This is a genomic window from Mesorhizobium sp. AA22 (assembly GCF_001672375.2).
GTDB classification, from domain to species: Bacteria; Pseudomonadota; Alphaproteobacteria; order Rhizobiales; family Rhizobiaceae; genus Mesorhizobium; species Mesorhizobium wenxiniae.
Genome location: NZ_CP048406.1, coordinates 2533783 through 2553891 on the forward strand (window position 1 = coordinate 2533783; position 20109 = coordinate 2553891).

The 20109-nt window shown below is 58.1% G+C and carries 14 protein-coding genes; 10 read left to right on the forward strand and 4 right to left on the reverse strand.

Features of this window, described 5'->3' with window-relative positions; translation table 11 throughout:
* Positions 1 to 4: 4 nt before the first annotated feature.
* The 3 genes from A9K68_RS12450 to A9K68_RS12460 all read left to right on the forward strand — a co-directional run bounded on the left by A9K68_RS12450 (position 5) and on the right by A9K68_RS12460 (position 3859).
* The gene (locus A9K68_RS12450; RefSeq protein WP_065010815.1) at positions 5 to 670 is read left to right on the forward strand and encodes a 5'-methylthioadenosine/S-adenosylhomocysteine nucleosidase; all 666 of its coding nucleotides are present in this window, start codon (positions 5 to 7) and stop codon (positions 668 to 670) included.
* Between the two features lie 55 nt (positions 671 to 725).
* Positions 726 to 2288 (forward strand): glutamine-hydrolyzing GMP synthase, encoded by a 1563-nt coding sequence (guaA, locus tag A9K68_RS12455; RefSeq protein ID WP_065010816.1) that lies wholly within the window; start codon positions 726 to 728, stop codon positions 2286 to 2288.
* Positions 2289 to 2605: 317 nt separating this feature from the next.
* Entirely contained in the window at positions 2606 to 3859 is a 1254-nt protein-coding gene (locus tag A9K68_RS12460) for a tyrosine-type recombinase/integrase (RefSeq protein WP_065010817.1), read from the forward strand.
* Here the strand turns inward: A9K68_RS12460 and A9K68_RS12465 are convergent.
* Positions 3840 to 4094, reverse strand: coding sequence for an AlpA family phage regulatory protein (locus A9K68_RS12465; RefSeq protein WP_082982641.1), 255 nt, complete (start codon positions 4092 to 4094; stop codon positions 3840 to 3842). The two genes, A9K68_RS12460 and A9K68_RS12465, sit on opposite strands and share 20 nt — an antisense overlap.
* Before the next feature lie 633 nt (positions 4095 to 4727).
* Here A9K68_RS12465 and A9K68_RS12470 point away from each other — a divergent pair.
* The 7 genes from A9K68_RS12470 (at position 4728) to A9K68_RS12500 (ending at position 15443) form a co-directional block, all read left to right on the forward strand.
* Entirely contained in the window at positions 4728 to 5483 is a 756-nt protein-coding gene (locus tag A9K68_RS12470; RefSeq protein WP_065010818.1) for a hypothetical protein, read from the forward strand.
* 15 nt (positions 5484 to 5498) lie between these two features.
* Positions 5499 to 8744 (forward strand): CHAT domain-containing protein, encoded by a 3246-nt coding sequence (locus A9K68_RS12475; RefSeq protein ID WP_065010819.1) that lies wholly within the window; start codon positions 5499 to 5501, stop codon positions 8742 to 8744.
* Between the two features lie 277 nt (positions 8745 to 9021).
* On the forward strand, positions 9022 to 9528 hold the full coding sequence (locus tag A9K68_RS12480) for a hypothetical protein (RefSeq protein WP_065010820.1): 507 nt from the start codon (positions 9022 to 9024) through the stop codon (positions 9526 to 9528).
* A gap of 1 nt (position 9529) precedes the next feature.
* Positions 9530 to 10825 (forward strand): 7-cyano-7-deazaguanine synthase, encoded by a 1296-nt coding sequence (locus A9K68_RS12485; protein ID WP_065010821.1) that lies wholly within the window; start codon positions 9530 to 9532, stop codon positions 10823 to 10825.
* A 4-nt stretch (positions 10826 to 10829) separates the two neighbouring features.
* Complete coding sequence (locus A9K68_RS12490) at positions 10830 to 11279, forward strand: ASCH domain-containing protein (RefSeq protein WP_141246625.1); 450 nt, start codon at positions 10830 to 10832, stop codon at positions 11277 to 11279.
* Between the two features lie 137 nt (positions 11280 to 11416).
* Positions 11417 to 13975, forward strand: a complete 2559-nt coding sequence (locus A9K68_RS12495; protein WP_141246624.1) for an SIR2 family protein — start codon at positions 11417 to 11419, stop codon at positions 13973 to 13975.
* Positions 13941 to 15443, forward strand: a complete 1503-nt coding sequence (locus A9K68_RS12500; protein ID WP_065010824.1) for a hypothetical protein — start codon at positions 13941 to 13943, stop codon at positions 15441 to 15443. The genes A9K68_RS12495 and A9K68_RS12500 overlap by 35 nt, the downstream gene beginning before the upstream one ends.
* Positions 15444 to 15588: 145 nt before the next feature.
* On the opposite strand, the gene A9K68_RS12505 is transcribed toward A9K68_RS12500, so the two are convergent.
* Genes A9K68_RS12505 through thyX form a run of 3 tightly spaced genes read right to left on the reverse strand, consistent with a single transcriptional unit; the run spans position 15589 to position 19950 of the window.
* Positions 15589 to 17826 (reverse strand): hypothetical protein, encoded by a 2238-nt coding sequence (locus A9K68_RS12505; protein ID WP_065010825.1) that lies wholly within the window; start codon positions 17824 to 17826, stop codon positions 15589 to 15591.
* Positions 17826 to 18998: a hypothetical protein gene (locus tag A9K68_RS12510; RefSeq protein ID WP_065010826.1), complete on the reverse strand. Its 1173-nt coding sequence runs from the start codon at positions 18996 to 18998 to the stop codon at positions 17826 to 17828. Before A9K68_RS12510 ends, A9K68_RS12505 begins: the two co-directional genes overlap by 1 nt.
* A gap of 4 nt (positions 18999 to 19002) precedes the next feature.
* Entirely contained in the window at positions 19003 to 19950 is a 948-nt protein-coding gene (gene thyX, locus A9K68_RS12515) for an FAD-dependent thymidylate synthase (RefSeq protein ID WP_065010827.1), read from the reverse strand.
* Between the last annotated feature and the right edge of the window lie 159 nt (positions 19951 to 20109).

The window sequence follows — 20109 nt, forward strand, 5'->3', positions numbered from 1 at the left end:
TCCGATGCGCAAGGGCGTCAGAATTGCGGGTAGGGACGTGCTCTTCGCGATGGCGGCGCAGGCCGAATACGGTCCGCATCTGCAGCGGCTGTTCACGCCTGTCATGACCGGCGTTGGACCGGTCGAGGCGGGCGTCAGGCTGGGCGCGGAACTGTCATGGCTGAAATCTGAAAAGGCGCTGCCGGATCTCGTCGTGTCGCTCGGTTCGGCGGGCAGCCGGACACTGGAACAGACGGAAATCTACCAGGCCGTTTCGGTCGCCTACCGCGACATCGACGCCTCGCCATTGGGTTTCGAGAAGGGCGCGACGCCTTTTCTCGACCTGCCGGTGACCGTGCCGCTGCCGTTCAGGATTCCTGATATAAGGGAGGCGACGCTGTCGACCGGCGCAGCCATCATTTCCGGCAGCGCTTATGATGCGATTGCCGAGGATATGGTCGACATGGAGACCTTCGCCTGCCTGCGAGCCTGCCATTTGTTCGGCGTGCCGCTCGTCGGCCTGCGCGGCATTTCCGACGGGGCTGCCGATCTCAGACATGTCGGCGACTGGAAGGAGTATCTCCACATCATCGACGAGAAGCTGGCGGATGCTGTCATTCGGCTAGAACAGGCGATCGGGTCCGGCGCGCTGCAATTTGGATCACCGCATGAAAACGCGGAATCGGATTGAGGGAGACACCTCGCAACCCATTGCGCCGACTCGTTTCTTTCTCTAAACGCTCGCCATGAAGATAGCCAATCATCCCGACACCGTCCTGATTGTCGATTTCGGCAGCCAGTTCACGCAGCTCATCGCCAGGCGCATCCGCGAGGCCGGCGTCTTTTCCGAGATCGTGCCGTTCCAGTCGGCCGAAGCGGCGTTCAAGCGCATCAATCCGAAGGCGGTGATCCTGTCCGGCGGCCCGGCCTCGACCGCCGACATCGGCAGCCCGCGCGCGCCGCAGATCGTCTTCGACGCCGGCGTGCCGGTGCTCGGCATCTGCTATGGCCAGATGGCTATGTGCGTGCAGATGGGCGGCGTCGCCGAAAGCTCCGACCATCGCGAATTCGGCCGTGCCTTCGTCGAGATCCAGAAGGACAGCCCGCTGTTTGAGGGCCTGTGGGCGCCCGGCCAACGCCACCAGGTGTGGATGAGCCATGGCGACCGCGTCATCTCCCTGCCCAAGGGATTTGAGGTGTTCGGAAAATCGGAAGGCTCGCCCTTCGCCATCTTCGGCAATGTCGAGCGCAAGATGTACGGCATCATGTTTCACCCCGAAGTGGTGCACACGCCGGACGGCGCCCGGCTGCTGCAAAACTTTGTCCACAAGATCGCCGGCATCGAGGGCGACTGGACGATGCGCGCCTACCGCGAGCACGCGGTCGAGACGATCCGCAAGCAGGTTGGCAAGGGCAAGGTCATCTGCGCGCTTTCGGGCGGCGTCGATTCCTCGGTCGCCGCGCTGCTGATCCATGAGGCGGTCGGCGACCAGCTCACCTGCATCCTTGTCGACCACGGGCTGATGCGCAAGGACGAGGCATCTGGTGTGGTGGAGATGTTTCGCCAGCACTACAATCTGCCGCTCATCCTGGTCGACGCCTCGGACCGTTTTATCGGCGCGCTCGAGGGCGAGTCGGACCCGGAGAAGAAGCGCAAGACCATCGGCCGGCTGTTCATCGAGGTGTTCGAGGAAGAGGCCGAGAAACTTGGCGGCGCCGATTTCCTGGCGCAGGGCACGCTCTATCCCGACGTCATCGAAAGCGTTTCCTTCACCGGCGGCCCGTCGGTGACGATCAAGTCGCACCACAATGTCGGCGGCCTGCCCGAGCGCATGAATATGCAACTGGTCGAGCCGCTGCGCGAACTGTTCAAGGACGAGGTGAGGGCGCTCGGCAAGGAACTCGGCCTGCCCGACAGCTTCATCGGCCGGCATCCGTTTCCCGGCCCTGGTCTTGCCATCCGCTGCCCGGGCGGCATCAGCCGCGAAAAGCTGGAGATCCTGCGCGAGGCCGACGCCATCTATCTCGACGAGATCCGCAAGGCCGGCCTCTACGACGCCATCTGGCAGGCCTTCGCCGTGCTGCTGCCGGTGCAGACCGTTGGTGTGATGGGCGATGGCCGCACCTATGAATTCGTCTGCGCGCTACGCGCCGTCACCTCGGTCGACGGCATGACGGCGGATTTCTACCACTACGACATGGCGTTCCTCGGTGCCGCCGCCACCCGCATCATCAACGAAGTGCGCGGCATCAACCGCGTCGTCTACGACGTGACGAGCAAGCCGCCGGGTACAATCGAGTGGGAATAAAGCTCCGTCATTCCCCAGCATTCGGCCACTATCGGCGACACTTCATTAAACCTATGAATTTCAATTGCTTTCGTCTCTATGCCTATCGCTGACTATCGCCCCTAAGCGGAATCATTTGGCGGTAGATCTGACGGCATTCCTTTTCGCGTCTTCCTCGCTGCACACTGATACCGTCACTGCGCCGGACTCAAGCATTTTGGCATCTTTCAAGGTAAAGCATTGAATCCAAAGGAGTCTCGCACAGCCTTGACGGTAAAAAGGTTGACGGTAAAATTAGGCATTGAACAATCCTAGATGCACCTCACCCGGCTCCTCCTATGCTCACCGACATCGCACTTAAGAAGCTGAAATCAAAAGAAAAAATTTACAAGGTCGCTGATCGTGACGGTATGTACGCGACCGTGGCTCCCACGGGGCAGATATCGTTCCGATACGACTACCGAGTGAATGGTCGGCGAGAGACAGTGACGCTGGGCCGCTATGGTGAGGGAGGCATCTCGCTAGCAGAGGCGCGTGACCGCTGTCTTGCCGCACGGAAAATGGTGGCAGCCGGAAAATCGCCAGCCCAGGAAAAGCAGCGTGACAAGCGGCGCATGTCTGCGACGGCCACGTTCGGCGATGCCGGCAGACGATGGTTTAAAGGGGCGAAGATGGCGGACAGCACGCACTCCATGCGCAAAGCCGTCTTCGATCGAGACATCTTGCCGATTTGGGACAAAAGGCTCCTCACAGAAATAACATCGGACGACTTGCGGGCGCTCTGCGCAAAAGTCAGGGCCCGTGGCGCACCAGCAACGGCCATTCATGTCCGGGATATCGTTAAGCAGGTCTATGGTTATGCCATTCTGCACGGTGAGAAGATCGCCAATCCGGCGGACGAGGTAGGACCGGCGTCGATAGCCACCTTCGAGGCGAAAGACCGGGCGTTGTCACCCGCAGAAATTCGAATCATGCTGAAAGAGTTGGAAAATGTGCCGACATTGCCAACCATTCGGTTGGGCCTAAAGCTGATCCTGCTCACGATGGTTCGGAAAAGTGAGCTGCTGGACGCGACGTGGGATGAGGTCGACTTCGAGAACGCGGTATGGAGCATTCCCAAAGAGCGAATGAAGCGGAAGAAGCCACATAACGTCTATCTGTCGCGCCAGTCCCTCGACATCATGATTGCGCTCAAGACTTGCGCTGCGAACTCTCGATACGTGCTTCCATCTCGCTACGACGCCGACGAACCCATGTCGCGCGCGACCTTCAATCGGGTTACCATGGCGATTGTGGACCGCGCAAAAAAACAAGATCTGCCGCTTGCTCCCTTCACGGTGCACGATCTACGGCGGACCGGCTCGACGCTCCTAAACGAGATCGGATTCAATCGCGACTGGATCGAAAAATGCCTTGCCCACGAAGACAGTCGCTCCTCCCGCGGCGTCTATAACAAGGCTGAATATGAACCGCAGCGTCGCCACATGCTCCAGGAATGGGCTGACATGATTGAAGCCTGGGCGGCTGGCAAGAAGCACGGACCCACACTGCAGCCGAGTTCCGGGGCAGCCGTCATCCTCGATCCGATTTGACGGGTCTCGTCTTCCGCGACCGCACGTCTGGTCCCGGGGCCAGTTCGATTGAACCAGCAGAGGACGCGTTCCGCCGTTCCTGAATCCAGGCTTCGATTTCTCCCAAGTCCCAAACGACACAGCGGGGGGTCAGATTGAACCGTCGGGGGAACTCGCCTCGTTGTTCCATTTCATAAATGGTCGTGTCCGATAACGGGACGATTTCTCGCAATTGCGATCGGCGAACAGTTCGCACGACCTGTCGCGCCTCAATGTGCGGTAGAACCGGAAGGGAGCCATCCGCTGGCGCGGTCTCTATGCCTTGGCAGCTTTCGCGTTGAGTTGGCTTCTGCCGTTTGACCATGTGCATACCGAAGGGCTCCTTCGGGCCAACGATCGTGCATCTGCTCCAACCTGGGTATAGCTCTCAGCTACGATCACATCGTCTCCTTTGACCAGCCGGCGAGCTTTGCGAAGTTCGGCAGGCCTAGGTCTTGCTCACGAGCACACCGACTTCGCGAGCGTCGCTATTCAGAGCATGATCTTATCGGCGAGATCGGTAGCTGGCGCCATCGCGCGTAGCCTCGACAATTGGTGGAAGGATCTACTGCTTCGCGCGAGCGCCTCGCGCTATGAGCCAAAGAGATCAGCTTTGCCGTGTCCCCAAAACCGACATCGCAGGCCGACGAACCGGATATCACGGTTGCGCCATCGGAAGGACTGTTCGTCGATCGGACAATGGCGATTATGAGTGTACCAAAAAGCTATACTTCAATGCACGCAGAATGCGGAAGCCATCGCTAAAACGTTTATTGCTCAAGCAAATATATACGCTATCGTAAGAATCATTTAATTGTGTCAGCAAGAAGGGCTGCGGGAGGAGATAGCCGTGGATGCACTTGTGCGCGAGTTGAATGGCTTGGGTTATCAGCCGGTCTTTTTGCCTGGCACTGGCCCGCAGCCGCCTGAGCTCTACAGCTACTCGCAGTCCCAGCGGCGCCTGGTCCGGCGTGGTCCGCTGGCCGACTACTTGCCTAAGACCGCCGACGTTCCTGTAATTGAGGCCGATCTCGCCAATATCGACTACCAGTACACCTCCGGGAAAAACGTGAGTGCTACCGCGTCCTTCCTGCAGAATTCACTGAAGTGCATCGGCATCGACGCATTGCCAAAACTGGACCTGGGTTTCGCCGGCTCGAATGATTTCAGCTTCGCTTTCACCGGTGTGAAAAGTCGAAGGGTCGACCCATCAAAGATTGACACGCTGATCAGTGGCCTCAACGTTGGTGCAATCCCGACCGATATCGTACAGGCGGGGCGAATTCACATCGTTTATGAATACGCCTACGCCAACGAGCTCGTTATGAGTCGCAATGATCGCCGCGAATTCAAATCGGACGTATCAGGCAAGATTGGCGAATTCATCGATATCGGCACAAAGGGTTCGGTCAGCCTGGCCAGCAAGTCGACTATTTCCTTTAAGGGAGCCGAAGGCCAGCGCGCTGCTTTCGCCTACAAGGCGGGCTATCTGTCACGCGAAGATGAATTGAGCAAATGGGAGTTCCATCCAGAAGAGATGCACAGGGGCGACGAGGATGCCCAAGCATACATTCCAGCACGCGGCGTTGTTCTTATTGCCGACTAGCCGGGGCGGGTCCTCATGTCGGATGCTGATAGCGGCGAGGGCCCGGACGCCCTGCTTTTTTCCACCCGCTTTGTGTCGGAGGGCGCTCAGACAGAGTTGACCATCCAGCCGCCGGTGGAAGGTTTTCGTTTTGTTGGCGCTGCACATGCATTCGAAGACCTACAAGCGCTGCCGCTGCGTCTCGAGTTCCAGGATGTTTCGGCGCGCGCGGGGACATACAAGAAGTTCCTTCGGTCATTTGGCGTGCCCCCCGAAGATCAGCACCTCAACAGCGCCTATGATCGGCTGCAGCGCCTGTTTGGACAAGCCAGCAACAGGCCCTTCGAGTGGCGCATCGCCGCCATCTCGCGGGACAGCGCCATTCCAAACCTCGCGACATTGCCTTGGGAGCTGGTGCTCTTTGACGAAAGCGACGTCTCGTTACTCGGGCGCGCTGCGGTTGTCCGTACGTTGGATCGCTCGAGTGACTATACACCCTCTCAGGTTGCCGACCCTCTCCGTACGCTGGTTGTCCAGGGCGGACAAACCGGGGGCGGCAAGCTTCAGTTTGACCGGGAGGCTACGAACTTCGAGCGCGCATGGCAGGATTTGGGTCTCGCGTCCCGCGCGCGCATCGCCGAGCCAATTGTGACCGGGAGCAGCCTCGAGTTGCTCGGTCCGACGATCCAAAAGGTTAAGCCGCATGTCCTTTGCTTCAGCGGCCACGGTCGCGCGACGCCCGCAGGGTTCGAGTTTCTTTTCGAAGGTGACAATGCCTGGACTCCCGTAGAGAAGATCGCATCAGTTCTCGTTGATGCGCGCGATGTAGCCGGTCTCCCGATGCTGGTGGCGTTTTGGACCTGCGAGAGCCTGATGGTCGTCGAAGAGGCGATGACCGATCTGGCGTTGCAAGGCGCGTTGCCCGCCATCGTCGCCGCTATGTCCGATATAGGGATCGAGGCGGTCATCGGTTGCCAGACCCGAGTGCAGGATTCCTGTTCGCGGATTCTAGCGCGAGCCTTGTTTAGAGCCATCGCGGAGGGACAGGGACCTTCCAGAGCACTGGCGCTTGCGCGGGCGGAACTTGCCAGGGGGTCGGAGAGCACACCGCCGGGCGCCGAGGCAGAGTGGCCAAGTCCGGTCCTTTGGATTGGCGGCGCGGCGATGCCGCGGCTCATCTGGGCAAGACCCGAGGAGGAGGAAAGGGCGCTCCTCCTGGAAAGGGTAAGCTATGAGAGCCTGAACGCTTCCGACGCCGCTACAGGCCTGGCTAGCGAAGCCGGCGCAGGTGTTGGCAGGGTGGAGGGGTGGTTTGGCAATACTCCTTGCTGGGTCGTCCACGAGAATGTTGCCCATGATTCTATCGGTCTTCGCCGGATGCTTGGTCGGGCAGCCTTGCCGGACGGTACGTCATTGCTTGTCTTGAACGTACAGCCGGACGATGCCGACAACTTCCTGCGAGCCTTCGCAGGCAACATGCGAGAGATTAAGGCACGCATCTTTCCCGGTGCCGGATACACCAATACGGCCTGGCTAATGTCGATCCTGGCGCTTGCCGAACGTGAAGACCGCAGAGAGGATGCGTGGCAGCAACTGCTGCAACGCCCAAATCTGGCCATCGCGGTGATCGCAAAGGGTGGAATTTCGGATATTGCAGCCCTGCTTCAGGCTATTAACGCAAAAAAGCCAGTCGTCGTCATCGCCCCCTCAGGCCCTTCCGGGGCCAGAGGGTCATCCTGGTATGTTGATACTTTTTCTGCGGAGACCAAGGCGGATGTGCCTCCCACATTGCAGCCGTTTCTTCAGGCGCTCGCTGTCTTTGGTCGAGCTCTCTCGCGTCGGCAGGTCAACGAGTTTGGGACACTCCTCGGCACGGAGGAAGCGTTCGTCGCGGCCGAAGCGTTCTTGCTAAATTATGGCGGACGCTATGCCCTCGGCGCATTGCTTGGCGCGCAACTGGCTGCGTCGCTGACCCCGGACTGCGCAAGGACGGCGCATGAGCAATGCCTTCGTTTTCTCGATGGCGTTGCGAGCAGCGCGGCCTGGCCCCCCGAACTCATCGCAAGGTGGCGGCTCGAACATGCCATTGCGGCGGAATTGGCCGATGACAACATTATCTCTCGGGCCGGTACGGCGATCGAAGCTTGGGTAAAGGCAGGCGACGCCCATCAAGTCGCCGAGATATATAAATTGCTGGGAAGGCGCAGGCGCGACATACCGTTTGAACGGCTTTTGCAGGTCGCTACTGCCTACCGGGGGATGGGACATTCGGATCGCGCAGCGACACTGCTGTCCCAGATCCCGTCCGGCCAGCTTGATGACTATCAAAAGGTCGAGCTGGCGCTAGCCTATGCGGAAGCATTGCGAAATTTACCCGACAGATCGATGCAGGCCGAAGCGCTCACGCTGCTGCAGGAGGCACTGAAGATCGCCGAGAGGCTGGTGCAAACCGAAATGGGTGGTGACTATGAGGTCTTGCTGCGCATGACTGTCGAGCACGACATCGCCAGACACAGTGTCTATTTCCAGAAGGACAGCCGCTCCGCCAAAAAGGCATACCAAGAGATTATCGAAGGTTGTGATGAAGTGCCTGACCGACAACGTCTCAAAGTCGCGGCGCTGCGCAATCTGGCCGATGTTTGCGATCGATACGCCTATGGATTGCCAACGGATCCCGCTGGCGCTGTCAAATACCTCAGCGAAGCACAGCGCATCATAGACCAAACTCTTACCGAGCCAGCGTTGCTGCCTCACATCAGCTACGAGCTGTCGAAGGCGTTGGACCGCGCGAATCGCGCGGACGAGGCAAAATCGTGCTTGGCGAGTTCGATCATACGCGCCAGGGGCGAAGGCGACGCGCTGGTTCTGGCGCTGGCCAGCAATCGGCGCTTCTGGAAAGAGCATGCGGCAAGCGAGCATTTCCTGGATTCCCAACTGGGCAATTGGTTCAACACCGAAATGCTTCTCGAGGCAGTCGACAACCATTCCTGGGCCAGGCGTGCACTGGTCACATCGCGGATACGCGCTGCCCGAAGGATTGCGGAGGACGATCCGAAAAAATCGCGCGAGTTGCTGCTTGGGGCGGCCTCCGCGCTTCTAGGTTCTGACGGACTCACATCGGCCTCAGATATGGTCGATCGATGGCTGCCAGTATACGCGGGCCTGTCCCGACGGTCCGGTGATCAGCAAGCCAGGCAGAAAGCCGGCCAACTGGCGGCCAGACTCGACGAGGCCGGGATCGACCGAAACGACATAGGTGCAATCTGGAAGAGGGTCAGTTGAAATGGGGCAGTCTGGTGCTGGAGGCGGTGGTGGGGGCAGTGGCGGCAGCCGTGGCGGTGGAAGCAGAGGGGGCAGAAGTGGCAGTAGCGCCGGTGGCGGCGCAGGGGGAGGCAACAGCAGAAGTGGAGGTGGAAGTGGAAGTAGGGACGGCTATCTGTCCAAGTCGGACGCTCAAGGTCGTGACACCTCGCACAACGTCCTCGCAAGGCTGAAGCCAGACTATCTGATTAGGCAATTCGGTTCGATCCCGCCTGACATTGTGCGTGAGCTGGTTCTGATGTCCGTCGATCTGAAAAGCACTGACGGAAGCGCTTTGTGCAAGCGATTGGACCTTGATCGGAATTGCTCTTTGCAAGACGTGCGCGACGCGATCTTCCGCCTTAGTTCCAAGGACGAGCACGACCAGCGCATGATCGGAGCCGCACGGGCATCTCTGGCGGCTTACTTCGAAGAGCTCACGGACTTCGATGACGATCTGCTGGTCGCACGTGGACAGAGCACGAAATGGTCCGGGGGTATTTCCGCGGCCGTCCGAGACAACGCGCTCGAGCGATACCTTTCCCTGCTCGTGGAGAATGTCCTCCTTCGCGAGGAGGAAAGCAGGTTGTCGCAGCAAGAGTTCGATGCGCTTCGAGCGCAGGCAAACCGCCGAGGAGCCGATTTGGCGAAGCGATTGAGGTTGCGCTACGAAAAATCGGGCGACGCTGGCGACGCCCGCGTGCTTACGCGCGCCATGGCCGAAGAGAGCGAGCAAAGCTGGTTTTTGACGAGATTGAGGGCCTGACATGAGCGAACCATCTGCGCGGGTCTCCGCCACCGTCGTCAATGAGCGTTCGGCAAACGGGACAACCAGTTATGCGATTGCTTTCGATCTGCTGAATGACATCAAAGTCGACATCCCGGGCCCTTTCGGCCCTGGCACAATCGGTGAGATTGAAAGCGATTTGCTGGACATTGCGCTGAGCGTGCACTTTCTGGAGCGCGATCAGCGGAAGAAGGCTTTCACCAACAGGGTGAGGCAAATCGATGCGCGTTTGCCTGTGCGAAGGCCCGAGTTCTGGGAACTGAATCGAGACCGCATCGTCGAGCTGTTGCGCTTCATGGGTGGTTGCGACTGGTCGATCAGCTTTGTCTCCTCGTCTGTACCAGTGCGCACCGCAGCGGCGGTAGTTGAAGCGCCGGCACGATCGGTTGCGCTCAACTCCGGCGGCATGGATTCGACTTGCGGCTTGGCCAGCCTCGTCGCTGACGTGAAGGACATTCGCCTGGCGAGTTTTTATACCCTCAACAGCAAGATCCAGCGCAGCCTCGCGGACAAGCTTGGCTTCGAGTCGCCGTCACGCATGCGGGCGGTGTGGAAAGACCGCTCGGAGAGGCGTGGCAACGGCGCTCTTTCCTATCGCTCGTTTCTCTTCCTGACGTTTGGAGCAATCGTCGCGAAGAGCTTCCAGGCCGGGCAGCTGCTGCAATTCGAGAATGGCGTTATGGCGCGCGCCGTGCCGCCCGCCGCCAGCTATTTTACGACCCGACACGCACATCCCAAAACCCACAGGCTCTTCAATGAGTTGTTAGCGGCCGCTGATATCGACGTAAAAGTCGAAAACCCGTTCATGAGCATGACGAAAGGCCAGGAAGTCGAGGCTTGCCGAACGAAGCTTTCTAGCAAAACAGATGATCTGCTAAAGCAGACCGATAGCTGCTGGTACTTCCACTACCAAAGGGTGCCTGTACGCTACGGCCCTGGAACCATCTCCAAGGAACCCCGGCGTCATTGCGGGATTTGTGTCCCTTGCCTGGTTCGTCGTGCGGCTTTTGGTGACGGCAACTATGTTTTCGATCCGATGCGTCCGCCGAAAGCCGCCACAGGCGCGCAAAGCGACCAACGCAATTTTACCTACAATTTGGATGCATTGCGAGGGTTCAGCCATATTGCATTGGACACCACCAATGGGCCGGAGTTCAGGCGTGCATTGAGCAGAAACGGGATCGACGTTGATCAGGAAACCGGCAGTTGGTCCGATCTTCAGCAACTCTACTCCCGTTTTGCGCGCGAATTCCTATCCCGCTTTCCGGAGAAGTAGGTTCGTGCTCACGATAGATATGCTGCGAACGGCGCCCGCCCTCAGTATTCGCCAGCCTTGGGCGGAGCTCCTTATCTCCGGGCGCAAAGATATTGAGGTCAGAGCTTGGACCGACCGGTATCGAGGACCCCTCTGGATTCATACCGGCACGAAAATTGACGACCTGGCGAGCTCGCGGTTCGGGCAGGGAACCCTTTTTACCGGTGGATTAATCGGCATCGCAGAACTCTACGACATCCGTCTGTTGACGCGCCACTTGTTCCACGCGTGGCATAGTAGACATCTCGATTTCTCGCCTTTTCCGTTCGACAAAGAGCTTTACGGCTGGATATTTTCGAAGATGGTTAGATTGGAGCAACCCTGTTCCGCCAAGGGTGCGCTTGGACTTTATAAGCCTGATCTATCGAACGTTCCTCCCAACGCACTTGAAGAGCTGCTCCGCGAATGGCGATAGATGGTTGAGCGTGAAGATTGCGACGGGCTCGACCGGCAACACTGGCCCACAGCTATCTGTTGAAAACCTGTTGACCTGCGGCGAAATAGCACGTTCGTACTTGTTCTGTTCGCGCGAATCGGCGCAGAATTGGGTTAATGACTCACTCCGCCAGCGTCGCACTGCTCTGTTCATTGCTAAGGCCGGACAATGATGCCCGACCGACTTTCCTTTTTGGTGCCGGAGCATCGTTCACCTCGGGTGTGCCGCTTGCGGCAGAAAGCGTCAAGCGCCTTGCCAAGCAGGCCTACGCCGATAGGGTCCTTGGCGGCAAAACACTTCCCGAGCAGATCAAGATGTCGGAATGGGTGTCGTGGTTGCAGGGCCAGACATGGTTCGTTCGTGGCGAAGATCATCTTGCAGAAAATTTCCCGCTCGTTATCGAGCATCAGCTGAAGCCGGAAGCGTATCGCAGATCCGTGCTTCTTGACCTTGTTTCTCTCAAACAGGAGTTGAGCGCCGGCTATCGCGCTGTGGCAGAATTGGTCCTGCGTGGCCTGGCGGGCACCATCCTAACCACAAATTTCGACATCTGCCTGCCGAAGGCGCTGCAAGACAAGCAGCCGCATATTCGGCACGTCGCCGAGGTCAATCGGGCGCCCGGTGATTTCAATGAATTCTCGCCGTTCGCGCGCGCCCAGATTGTCTGGCTTCACGGCAAGGCCGAGCAGTACACCGATCGGAACCTGATCAGTGAGACCCGGGAACTTGATCCGGTCCTGGTGCAGAAACTCTTGCCACTCCTCGAGGCCACGCCTCTCGTGGTTGTTGGTTATCGGGGCGCGGAGCAATCTGTGATGGGATCGCTCCTTGGGGCGGAGACAGGCCTTAAATTCAGGCATGGCATTTTCTGGTGTCGGCGCGCGGGTGATGTACCGCACTCCAGCGTCGAAGCTCTTGCGCAGCGGCTGGGCAGTAATTTCCAGTACCTTGACATCGACGGGTTCGATGAGCTGTTCCGAGACCTGAACCGCGATCTTGCAGGCGTGCAACGTTTTGCGTCGGTCAGCGCGCCCGAAGCCGCTCGGCAGTTTGATGATGAGCCAGTTGCCGATGCGACCTGGGCGGATATCGATGCTGATCTGGCGCTCAGTACGCTGCGCCAGTATTGCTCGAAGCTGGAGCGGGGTGTCATCGCTTCCACGCAGCTGAAACCGCTGATGCGGGAGTTAGGCCTTCTCGTAAGCGATGGAGGTGTCGAGCGGCCAAGCGTTGCATGTGTGCTGTTGTTTGGTCGGGAGCCCGGCCGGTTCTTCTCGTATGGCGTGGTGTCTGCCACGATCGCGGGAAAAAAACGCAGGCTTTTTGCCGGCAACGTCATCGGACAGTATCGGGCCATTTTGGACTGGTTTGACGAAGAAAAGATCAATCCTGTGCTGAAAGTGAAGGGTCGCCGCCAGCACGAGACCCGGCCGGCGTATCCAGAGCGCGCCCTGGTCGAAATCCTCGTCAATATGATTGTGCATCGCGACTACGCGGCGGCAAAGCCGTCGCAGATCAATGTTGTCCCGGGTCACTCGGTGCGCTTCTCCAATCCTGGCGCAGCGTTACCGGATGCGACAGACCACCTGCTGATGGGTCCTGATGGAGCCTTCGTTCCCGTGCCCGAATTCAGCTATCTGCGTAACCGTGCCTTGTGCGACATCTTTTTCGGCATGAGCGCCATGGAGCGTGCTGGCACGGGTCTTACCGATGCCTGCAAGCTCGCATCTGAATTCGGGGGAGCGGCGAGTTTCGCCTATCCGCCTGGGGAGGACAGTTTTAGCGCAGAACTGTTCCGGGTCGAGGCGTCGGCAGGCTCCGCATCGGTCGCACGTGACCACCGCCCGGTTGGAACCTATATCCTGAATTTGCTCCCCTTCGTGGCCACTCCGCAGTATCTGACGCATGTCCCGCTCGCGGTTCATCGCTGGGACGAGCTTGAAAAGAAGGTCCCTCTCGAAACCGCCGGCACCTTTGTTTTCGAGTGGCGGACAGGCGATCTTTGGTGCTTCCTGCCTGACGTCGTCGCCAACACAATTTTCGGACCCGCGGCCGCCGCGCCGGCGCATTCCATCCCGCTGGCCGAGATCGAACAGGACCAGGTTCTGCTGGCCAAGTTCTCTTGGCTCACGCGGCGCCACTTTGAGAACCATCTTAAGCAGTTTGAGAGCCAGGGGCTGATCATCGAGAAGGATAAGAAAGGCCATCTGGCGCGGCGCGCTTACTTCACGGCGTTCAAGGGAAACAACCGGACGCTAATCTACGACAGCCCAGTTAAGAAGAACATCCGGCGGGATGTCGTAAAGCGCCGCGGCGAAGATCACAATTCGTGGTTCGAATGCGAAGGCTTCGGCTACGAGGTGGTGCGACAGGCCAATGTCTGGGGAATTCGCATTAAGCCCTTTTATATGTTTGCCAGGCGTGACGGTAAATCCCCGCTTCCGGGCTATATGCGCACGAGGAAGGCGACCCGCCGCATCAAGTTCGACCGAAACGCCAATGTGGAAAGCGATCTTACATTCTGGGGTCGCTTCCTGTCGCAGGGAGCACCGACAATCAATATCGGCAGCCAGTACGTTGATGACCTTCTGCTCGATGGTGGGTTTGTGACGGTCGATGTTCAGGAAGGAGGGTTGATTGATGGCTCTGCCACTCAAGATCGACGTTCTGCCTGAACCAGCCCTGGAATTCTCGAATGGCGCGCGTGACATTGACCCGCGCCGGGGCCTGGCCGCGAATGGCCCCGTCGATAACCGGGGCCTGCGGACGATACGGCTTGGGCTGGTCGGACTGCCTGAAGACATTGAAGCTGCGCGCGCCTGGCTAAGGCGGATGGAACGGTTCGCAGCTGCCGTTGAAGGAAACTCAAACCGCTTTCGCGACTGGCCGGGCCTTGAGAAGGCCCTGAATTGTCGGTTCGTCATAGAGGAGTCATTCCTGAGGCCGGTAGAGCCGGCCGTCTACAACACTCATTTTCGGGATGCGCTGACCGGGAAGTCCTTCAATGAGCTGGTCGAGTTGTTCGATGGCCGGATCAGCAGCCTGTTTGGCGATGACGCTCCGGACTGCATCGTCGTCTGTATCAAGCCGGAACTTGGAGATTTGCGGGTTGCCAACCCCGGCCTGACGCCGGAGGAGCGTAAAGCACTCGAAGTGCTTCGGGCAGAAGAAGAAAGCGATCAACTCGCGCTTTTCCAGCCGTCGCCCGACGAGTTGAAGGCCGCCGAGGCGCTCTATACGATGGCGGACGATCTTCTTTTTCGGACATTCTACCGCGCCATCAAGGCGCGGACGATGACCCATGACGAAGCCGTGCCTATCCAGATCCTGCGGCGAGATGCGATTGACCGGCCCGACGATAAAGGTCAAAGCAGCGCGACCCGTTTCTGGAATATCGCAACCTCGATATACTACAAGGCGCGCGGCATTCCGTGGCGGCCAACGGACCTGCCGAAGAACGTCTGCTTCGTCGGCATTTCCTTTCATCACATGAAGAAGCGCAGCGGCCATCTTGTTTACGCCAGCGTAGCGCAGGCCTATTCGACTGACGTACAGCCTTTTGCCCTGAAAGGGGCAAACATCGACTACGAACAGCGCCGTGACAGACAGCCCTATCTTAATGAAGGCCAGGCGAAGGCCCTTCTGGAAGACGTGCTCGCACAATATAACGACAGGGCCGGGGTAATGCCCGACCGTGTAGTGATCCACAAGACGAGCGGTTATCAGCCAGAGGAGTTGGAAGGCTTCAGGAAGGCAGCAAAGGATCGAGTTGCTACCGTTGATTGCGTTTGGATGCGGTCGACGGCGTTCCGGATGGTCAGGAAAGGCCTAGAGGAGCCGTGGCGGGGGACGCTGTGCACGCTCATGGATCAGTCATACCTTTTCACGGGCGGATACGTGCCGTGGTGGAATGAATATCCAGGCATGCATATTCCAGCACCCTTGGAGATTGGCTGTGCCGGCCTCGGGGATGTGCGGGAGCGCGCCAAGGAAATCCTCACGCTGACGAAGATGAATTGGAATTCCAGCGACGGAATTGCCCGCCTGCCAATTACGCTGCTGTTTGCGCGTAAGGTCGGCGAGCTCATGTGCGAATTGTCCGACAATGCGACGCCGAAGCCGTCGTATCGGTTCTACGTCTAGATCGTCACGACGTCCCCGTTCTTGTGGCAAATCCCTTTATGACGGTCCAGAAGTTCGCGCGTCAACGCATGCATCATTTCGGATAGCCCAAGGAGGCATCATCGCCTTTTCCGGGTGACACAAGACTTCCGTGGTCGCGTTTCCTTCATGCCGGCGGATCGCCCGCGCCTTCATCAGTGTAGTCGACGGCCCTTCCCACCGCATAAGGGAGGGTGAGACCGATCAAGTCCGGCAGACCAAGCCTGGGGTGGTCCGCAAGCCTAGCAATATCACCAGACGTTAGGCTAATGCGCTTCGTTGCAAGTGCGACGAGGAATTCAAGGCAGGCTTCCGCTTGCGTGTCCTGTGCATCGCCGAGCATTTTGAGGATCATGTTGCAAATCTTCATGCTGTGCTGTGCGGTTTCAGCATGCGCGAAATTCAGTTCATGAGGGAAGGCTGCACGCAGGAAACAGGCTTGGATGATCCCGTCATTGAACCGTGTGAAATTCTCACTCGCGAGCACGGCGTAGTGAAACGGCGATTGCGCGAGAGGCGCTTTCGTCTGCCCTGCTTTCGATACCTTGCGACAGTTTTCAAGAATTGAGGATATCGTTGCAAACACATCGCCTTGGGTGATCCTTCCATCATAATCCGGATCCCAAAACGCGAAGCTGGGTCGCAGCCGAAGTGCGAAGCCGGCTCCGGTGGGCAGGAAAAGCTGATCTGCGCTGATATTTCCGGACAATACAGCGATCCGTTCTTCGACTTTGGATAGGGCCGGATTGATGTGATCGTTCATTCTCATGTCGTTCGCCACTGCCTGCCAAAAGCGCAGTTCGGTCGCCCACGCGGAGAATTGGTTCGGGTGGGGAAGCGTCATTTCGTCTACGACGCATATGACGTGCTTGGGAGCATCGTTGTTGTGTTCCAAGTCACGCTGCAATGTCGTCTGGTGGGTTGCGACGGCGTGTTTTCGGAGACCTGCAAAAAACGTTCTGGGCAGGCTCTTGAAAGGCTCACGAAGATCCCGGCTTGCGTCCTGGAGGGATTGTCCGGCGCCTATGCTAGCCGAAACGACGATAACACCGTGGCGACCTTCATCCTCTTCTGTCAGGTTGTTCGCGTCGAGTTGTCGCGGCCGTGGCAAACCGAAATTAGCAATTTCATCGGCCACGATCTCGGCAAACTTCCGGCTATCGTTTTCCCCAACGGCCAAGACATGACTACTTGAAGCTGGAGCGTGGCGCCGGAGGAGAATTCTGATCTGGTCGCGTGCTTCCTCGTCGAGCAGGGTCTTGTCCAGATCGACATGAAGGCGATGAACGTTGCGAACAGCATCTCGTTTCAGGCTGAAGGCATGCTTGCCACGGTACTTCTTCATGACCTTTTTCAACGACGGCGGCGCATCTGTCTGCACGACGATATGGGCCGATACCGTTGCGGCGTCGGCAAGGAATTGATCGCCGACGAAGGTGATTGTGCGCGAGCCGTCTCGGCACCACTCGCAGTCGGTCTCTTCATGCACTTTCAGCGCGGCAAGCTCCGGCTTGCTCATCGCTGTTCTCGCGTCGAAAATCAGTGTTCCCGTCACCTCCTCGGCTGTCGAAAACAGAGTGATGACGCGATTATCCGGTAGCTTGGTGAGGTTCGAAACCTCCTTCGGCAACGAGCCAGTTGCTGTTGCCGAGATCAATGCCACTTCGCGCTCGGGATCCTGCACACTCAGGTTTTTGATACCCTCGTATGATGAAAAGCTTTCGATCCGAGGGGTAAAGAACCTCCCATTTAAGCGGCTCTTCAGCAGATAGGCGGAATAGACGAGGGAGGCTATCGACGAGGAATCAACCCAGATCTTTTTGATGTTGTCGTTTAGGTGCGGAAGCAAAACCACCGACAGAAAGCCGATCTCTTCACCTTGGATAAGCATATTTGCGGCCCGCAGGAATGCGGCCGAGTGACGTTTGCGGGGATGCACGAAATGATGTCCCGGCGGTGCTACGAGGACCGCCTCTCGCTTTTGAGCGAGATTGACGATTCCTGCCTTGAACATGCCCTTGAAATCATTCTCTGTGAGCGAGATGGTGCCCTGGATCACGGAAGATTTTGTCGTTTTGAGTCTTCCGCGCGGATCAAATTCCGCCACCAGCACTGGGATGGTGGCATTCGCCAACCGAAGGGTTGGACCCGAGGCGATCGATCTCTTGACAGTGATTTTCACTGCAGTGGCAACATCTTTTGGAACTATCACGACAAGAGCATCCGGATAGGGGTGTTCGCCGGGCGTCTCTTGGTCCACAATATTGATCAGGTCTTGCTGATTGAATTTTTCCTCGGTGGTCACCACCACGAGGATGTCGCCGATGCCCGGCTTGGTCCAACGGAAGTGATATAGCGATGCCATCAGCTTCCCAGGCCCATCGGAATAAGGATCGAAAACACCGCGCCAACGACCGGCGCATGGGAGCGTATCGTCGAGCCGCCTTCAGAATCTAAGAAGGAGGTATCTTCCTCCTCAAAGCGCGGGACTTTCAGCCCAGGCGGAAACCATTTGTAAAGCGATAGGCGACCGGTGCGTAAACGGAGAAAGCCGCCACACGCCTTGAGAGCCAACATCACTCGAGGGAGCCCCAGCCCATGTGCAGGATCCGACTGTGTCGTCACGTTCTTCAAGAAGCAGCTGCGAACAAGCTGATATTCCTCGTCAATGGAAAAATCGTCAGGTATCGCCGCGCGGTTTGCGCGAGCCGCAAGCCCGGGTCCGCTGTCGAAGACCGAAATTTCCAAGAATTCGACGCGCGGCCGAATGGCCAAGCCCTTCATGCTTGAGAAGTATTGACGAAGGGAATTGGACCCGGCGGTGTGCTTTTCATAGGGGATGTCGACCGGTCTCAGTGCAAACACGACGCCGCGCGCGGATCGGCGATACAACGCACCACGGATATCGGTGCGCGCATGAAGATGGGTGTTTGAGAATAGTTCCTTGAATAGACTGGCCAACACCTCGGTGTCGATCTCGTGCAGTGCCAACCTGTTTCGGGCAATGAGCCGGCCGAGAGTCTGTTGGACAACGCCCAGAAAATCGCTGCGAACCTCACCGCTGTTAGGGTGGTAGAGAAGCGGATTGGGGCCATCTGGCTCCAAATGATCAAGGGAGATGAGCGGTAGGACTTGACCGTGGATCATCTGGGAAAAGTCGCCACTGTAAAGCGCATGCCGCCGTCGATTCACCAGCTTCAGCATAGCTGATGTCACATCGCGCTCGCCATCTCGGCCGATGATGCGATCGGCGAACGTGGCGGCGACAAGGCCGTACGTCCTGTTCAAAAACGTGTCGGCTGCGACATTGGGCTCTTCATCCGCAGCCAGCCTCAGGGTCGCAGGCTCGTTCGCTCTAGCCCAAGTGACAGCCAGTTGTGCGCCTGTCACCGATCCCCCAGCGCGAGCCTCGAAAGCCCATTTGTTCGGAAGCGTGAGGACACTGCGGCGGCGGGCAAAATCGCCAAGCGCTCGCTCGCATTCCATATAGGCAGCATTGCGGCCGAGTTCATGGTGATGTTCTACTAGGTGTTCCATGCGGCTAAGAATCTCGCGTTCGATTCAACGTTGCCAGAAACTCGTCCCATTCCCGATTCGACATCGCCGTGTCCGATTGCTCGACCTTTTCGCCGGCAAGCATCCGGCGAAGCGCCTTAAACGCTTCGCCTGAGAACGTTGCCGCTTCCAGTCGGTGTTCACGAAATGCCTCGAACGTCATCGGAACCCATTTCCTCATCACGTCTAGGATGACCTCCGCATAGACTCTGATCTCATATTGGGCATGTGGATCGGCGCGCAGCCTGAGGAAATTCATGAGGTTGTGCAGATCTGTCTTCCAATACCACTGGGTATAGAAATTGAGCGACAGGTTCATACGCGCAAGTTCGCGGGCCAGCCCCTGACGGTTTTCATCAAGTTGCTCGCCAGCCTCGTTCTGATTGAGCATATCAAGATAGTGGTCGTAGTTGCGCTCTGCGTCTTCGGTGAGCATTCGGAGCACATGTTTCGCCTCCTCCGGTCCGACGACATCGCCCCGTCCCTGCCGGTTTTGTACTGACTGCGCTGCCAACTGATCGAGCGCAGGCACGTAAAACTCGCGGTCAAGGATCGAGTAGCGCGCTGAGTATTCGTTCACGTTGGCCATTCGGTGCCTGATCCACTGCCGCGCAACGAAGATCGGCATTTTTACATGGAGTTTAATCTCCGCCATCTCGAACGGCGTGGTATGCCAATGACGCAGCAGATAATTGATGAGGCCACGGTCCTCCGAGACCTTCTTGGTGCCGCGTCCGTACGATACTCGCGCGGCTTGGACGACGGCTCCGTCGTCACCCATGTAGTCCACTACCCTCACGAACCCATGGTCGAGGACCGGAATGGACTGATACAGGATGGCTTCCAGCCCCTCCGAGACGGCGCGCCGAGTGGGTATGATCGTCTCTCGTGATTTTTCGATTTCGAAAGACTGGTTGCTGGAGAGATTGCTCATTTTTGATCCTTCGTTCGCGGCAGCGTGAAGTGCTTGTATTGCGGCTCGCCTGTAAATTGAAGCACTGACTTTAAGCGTTTGCCTACTTCGCTTTGCACCACCAATGGGGCTGGAATGGCTCCGCCCCGTTCCATCGTTAGACGATGTAGACTAGAATAG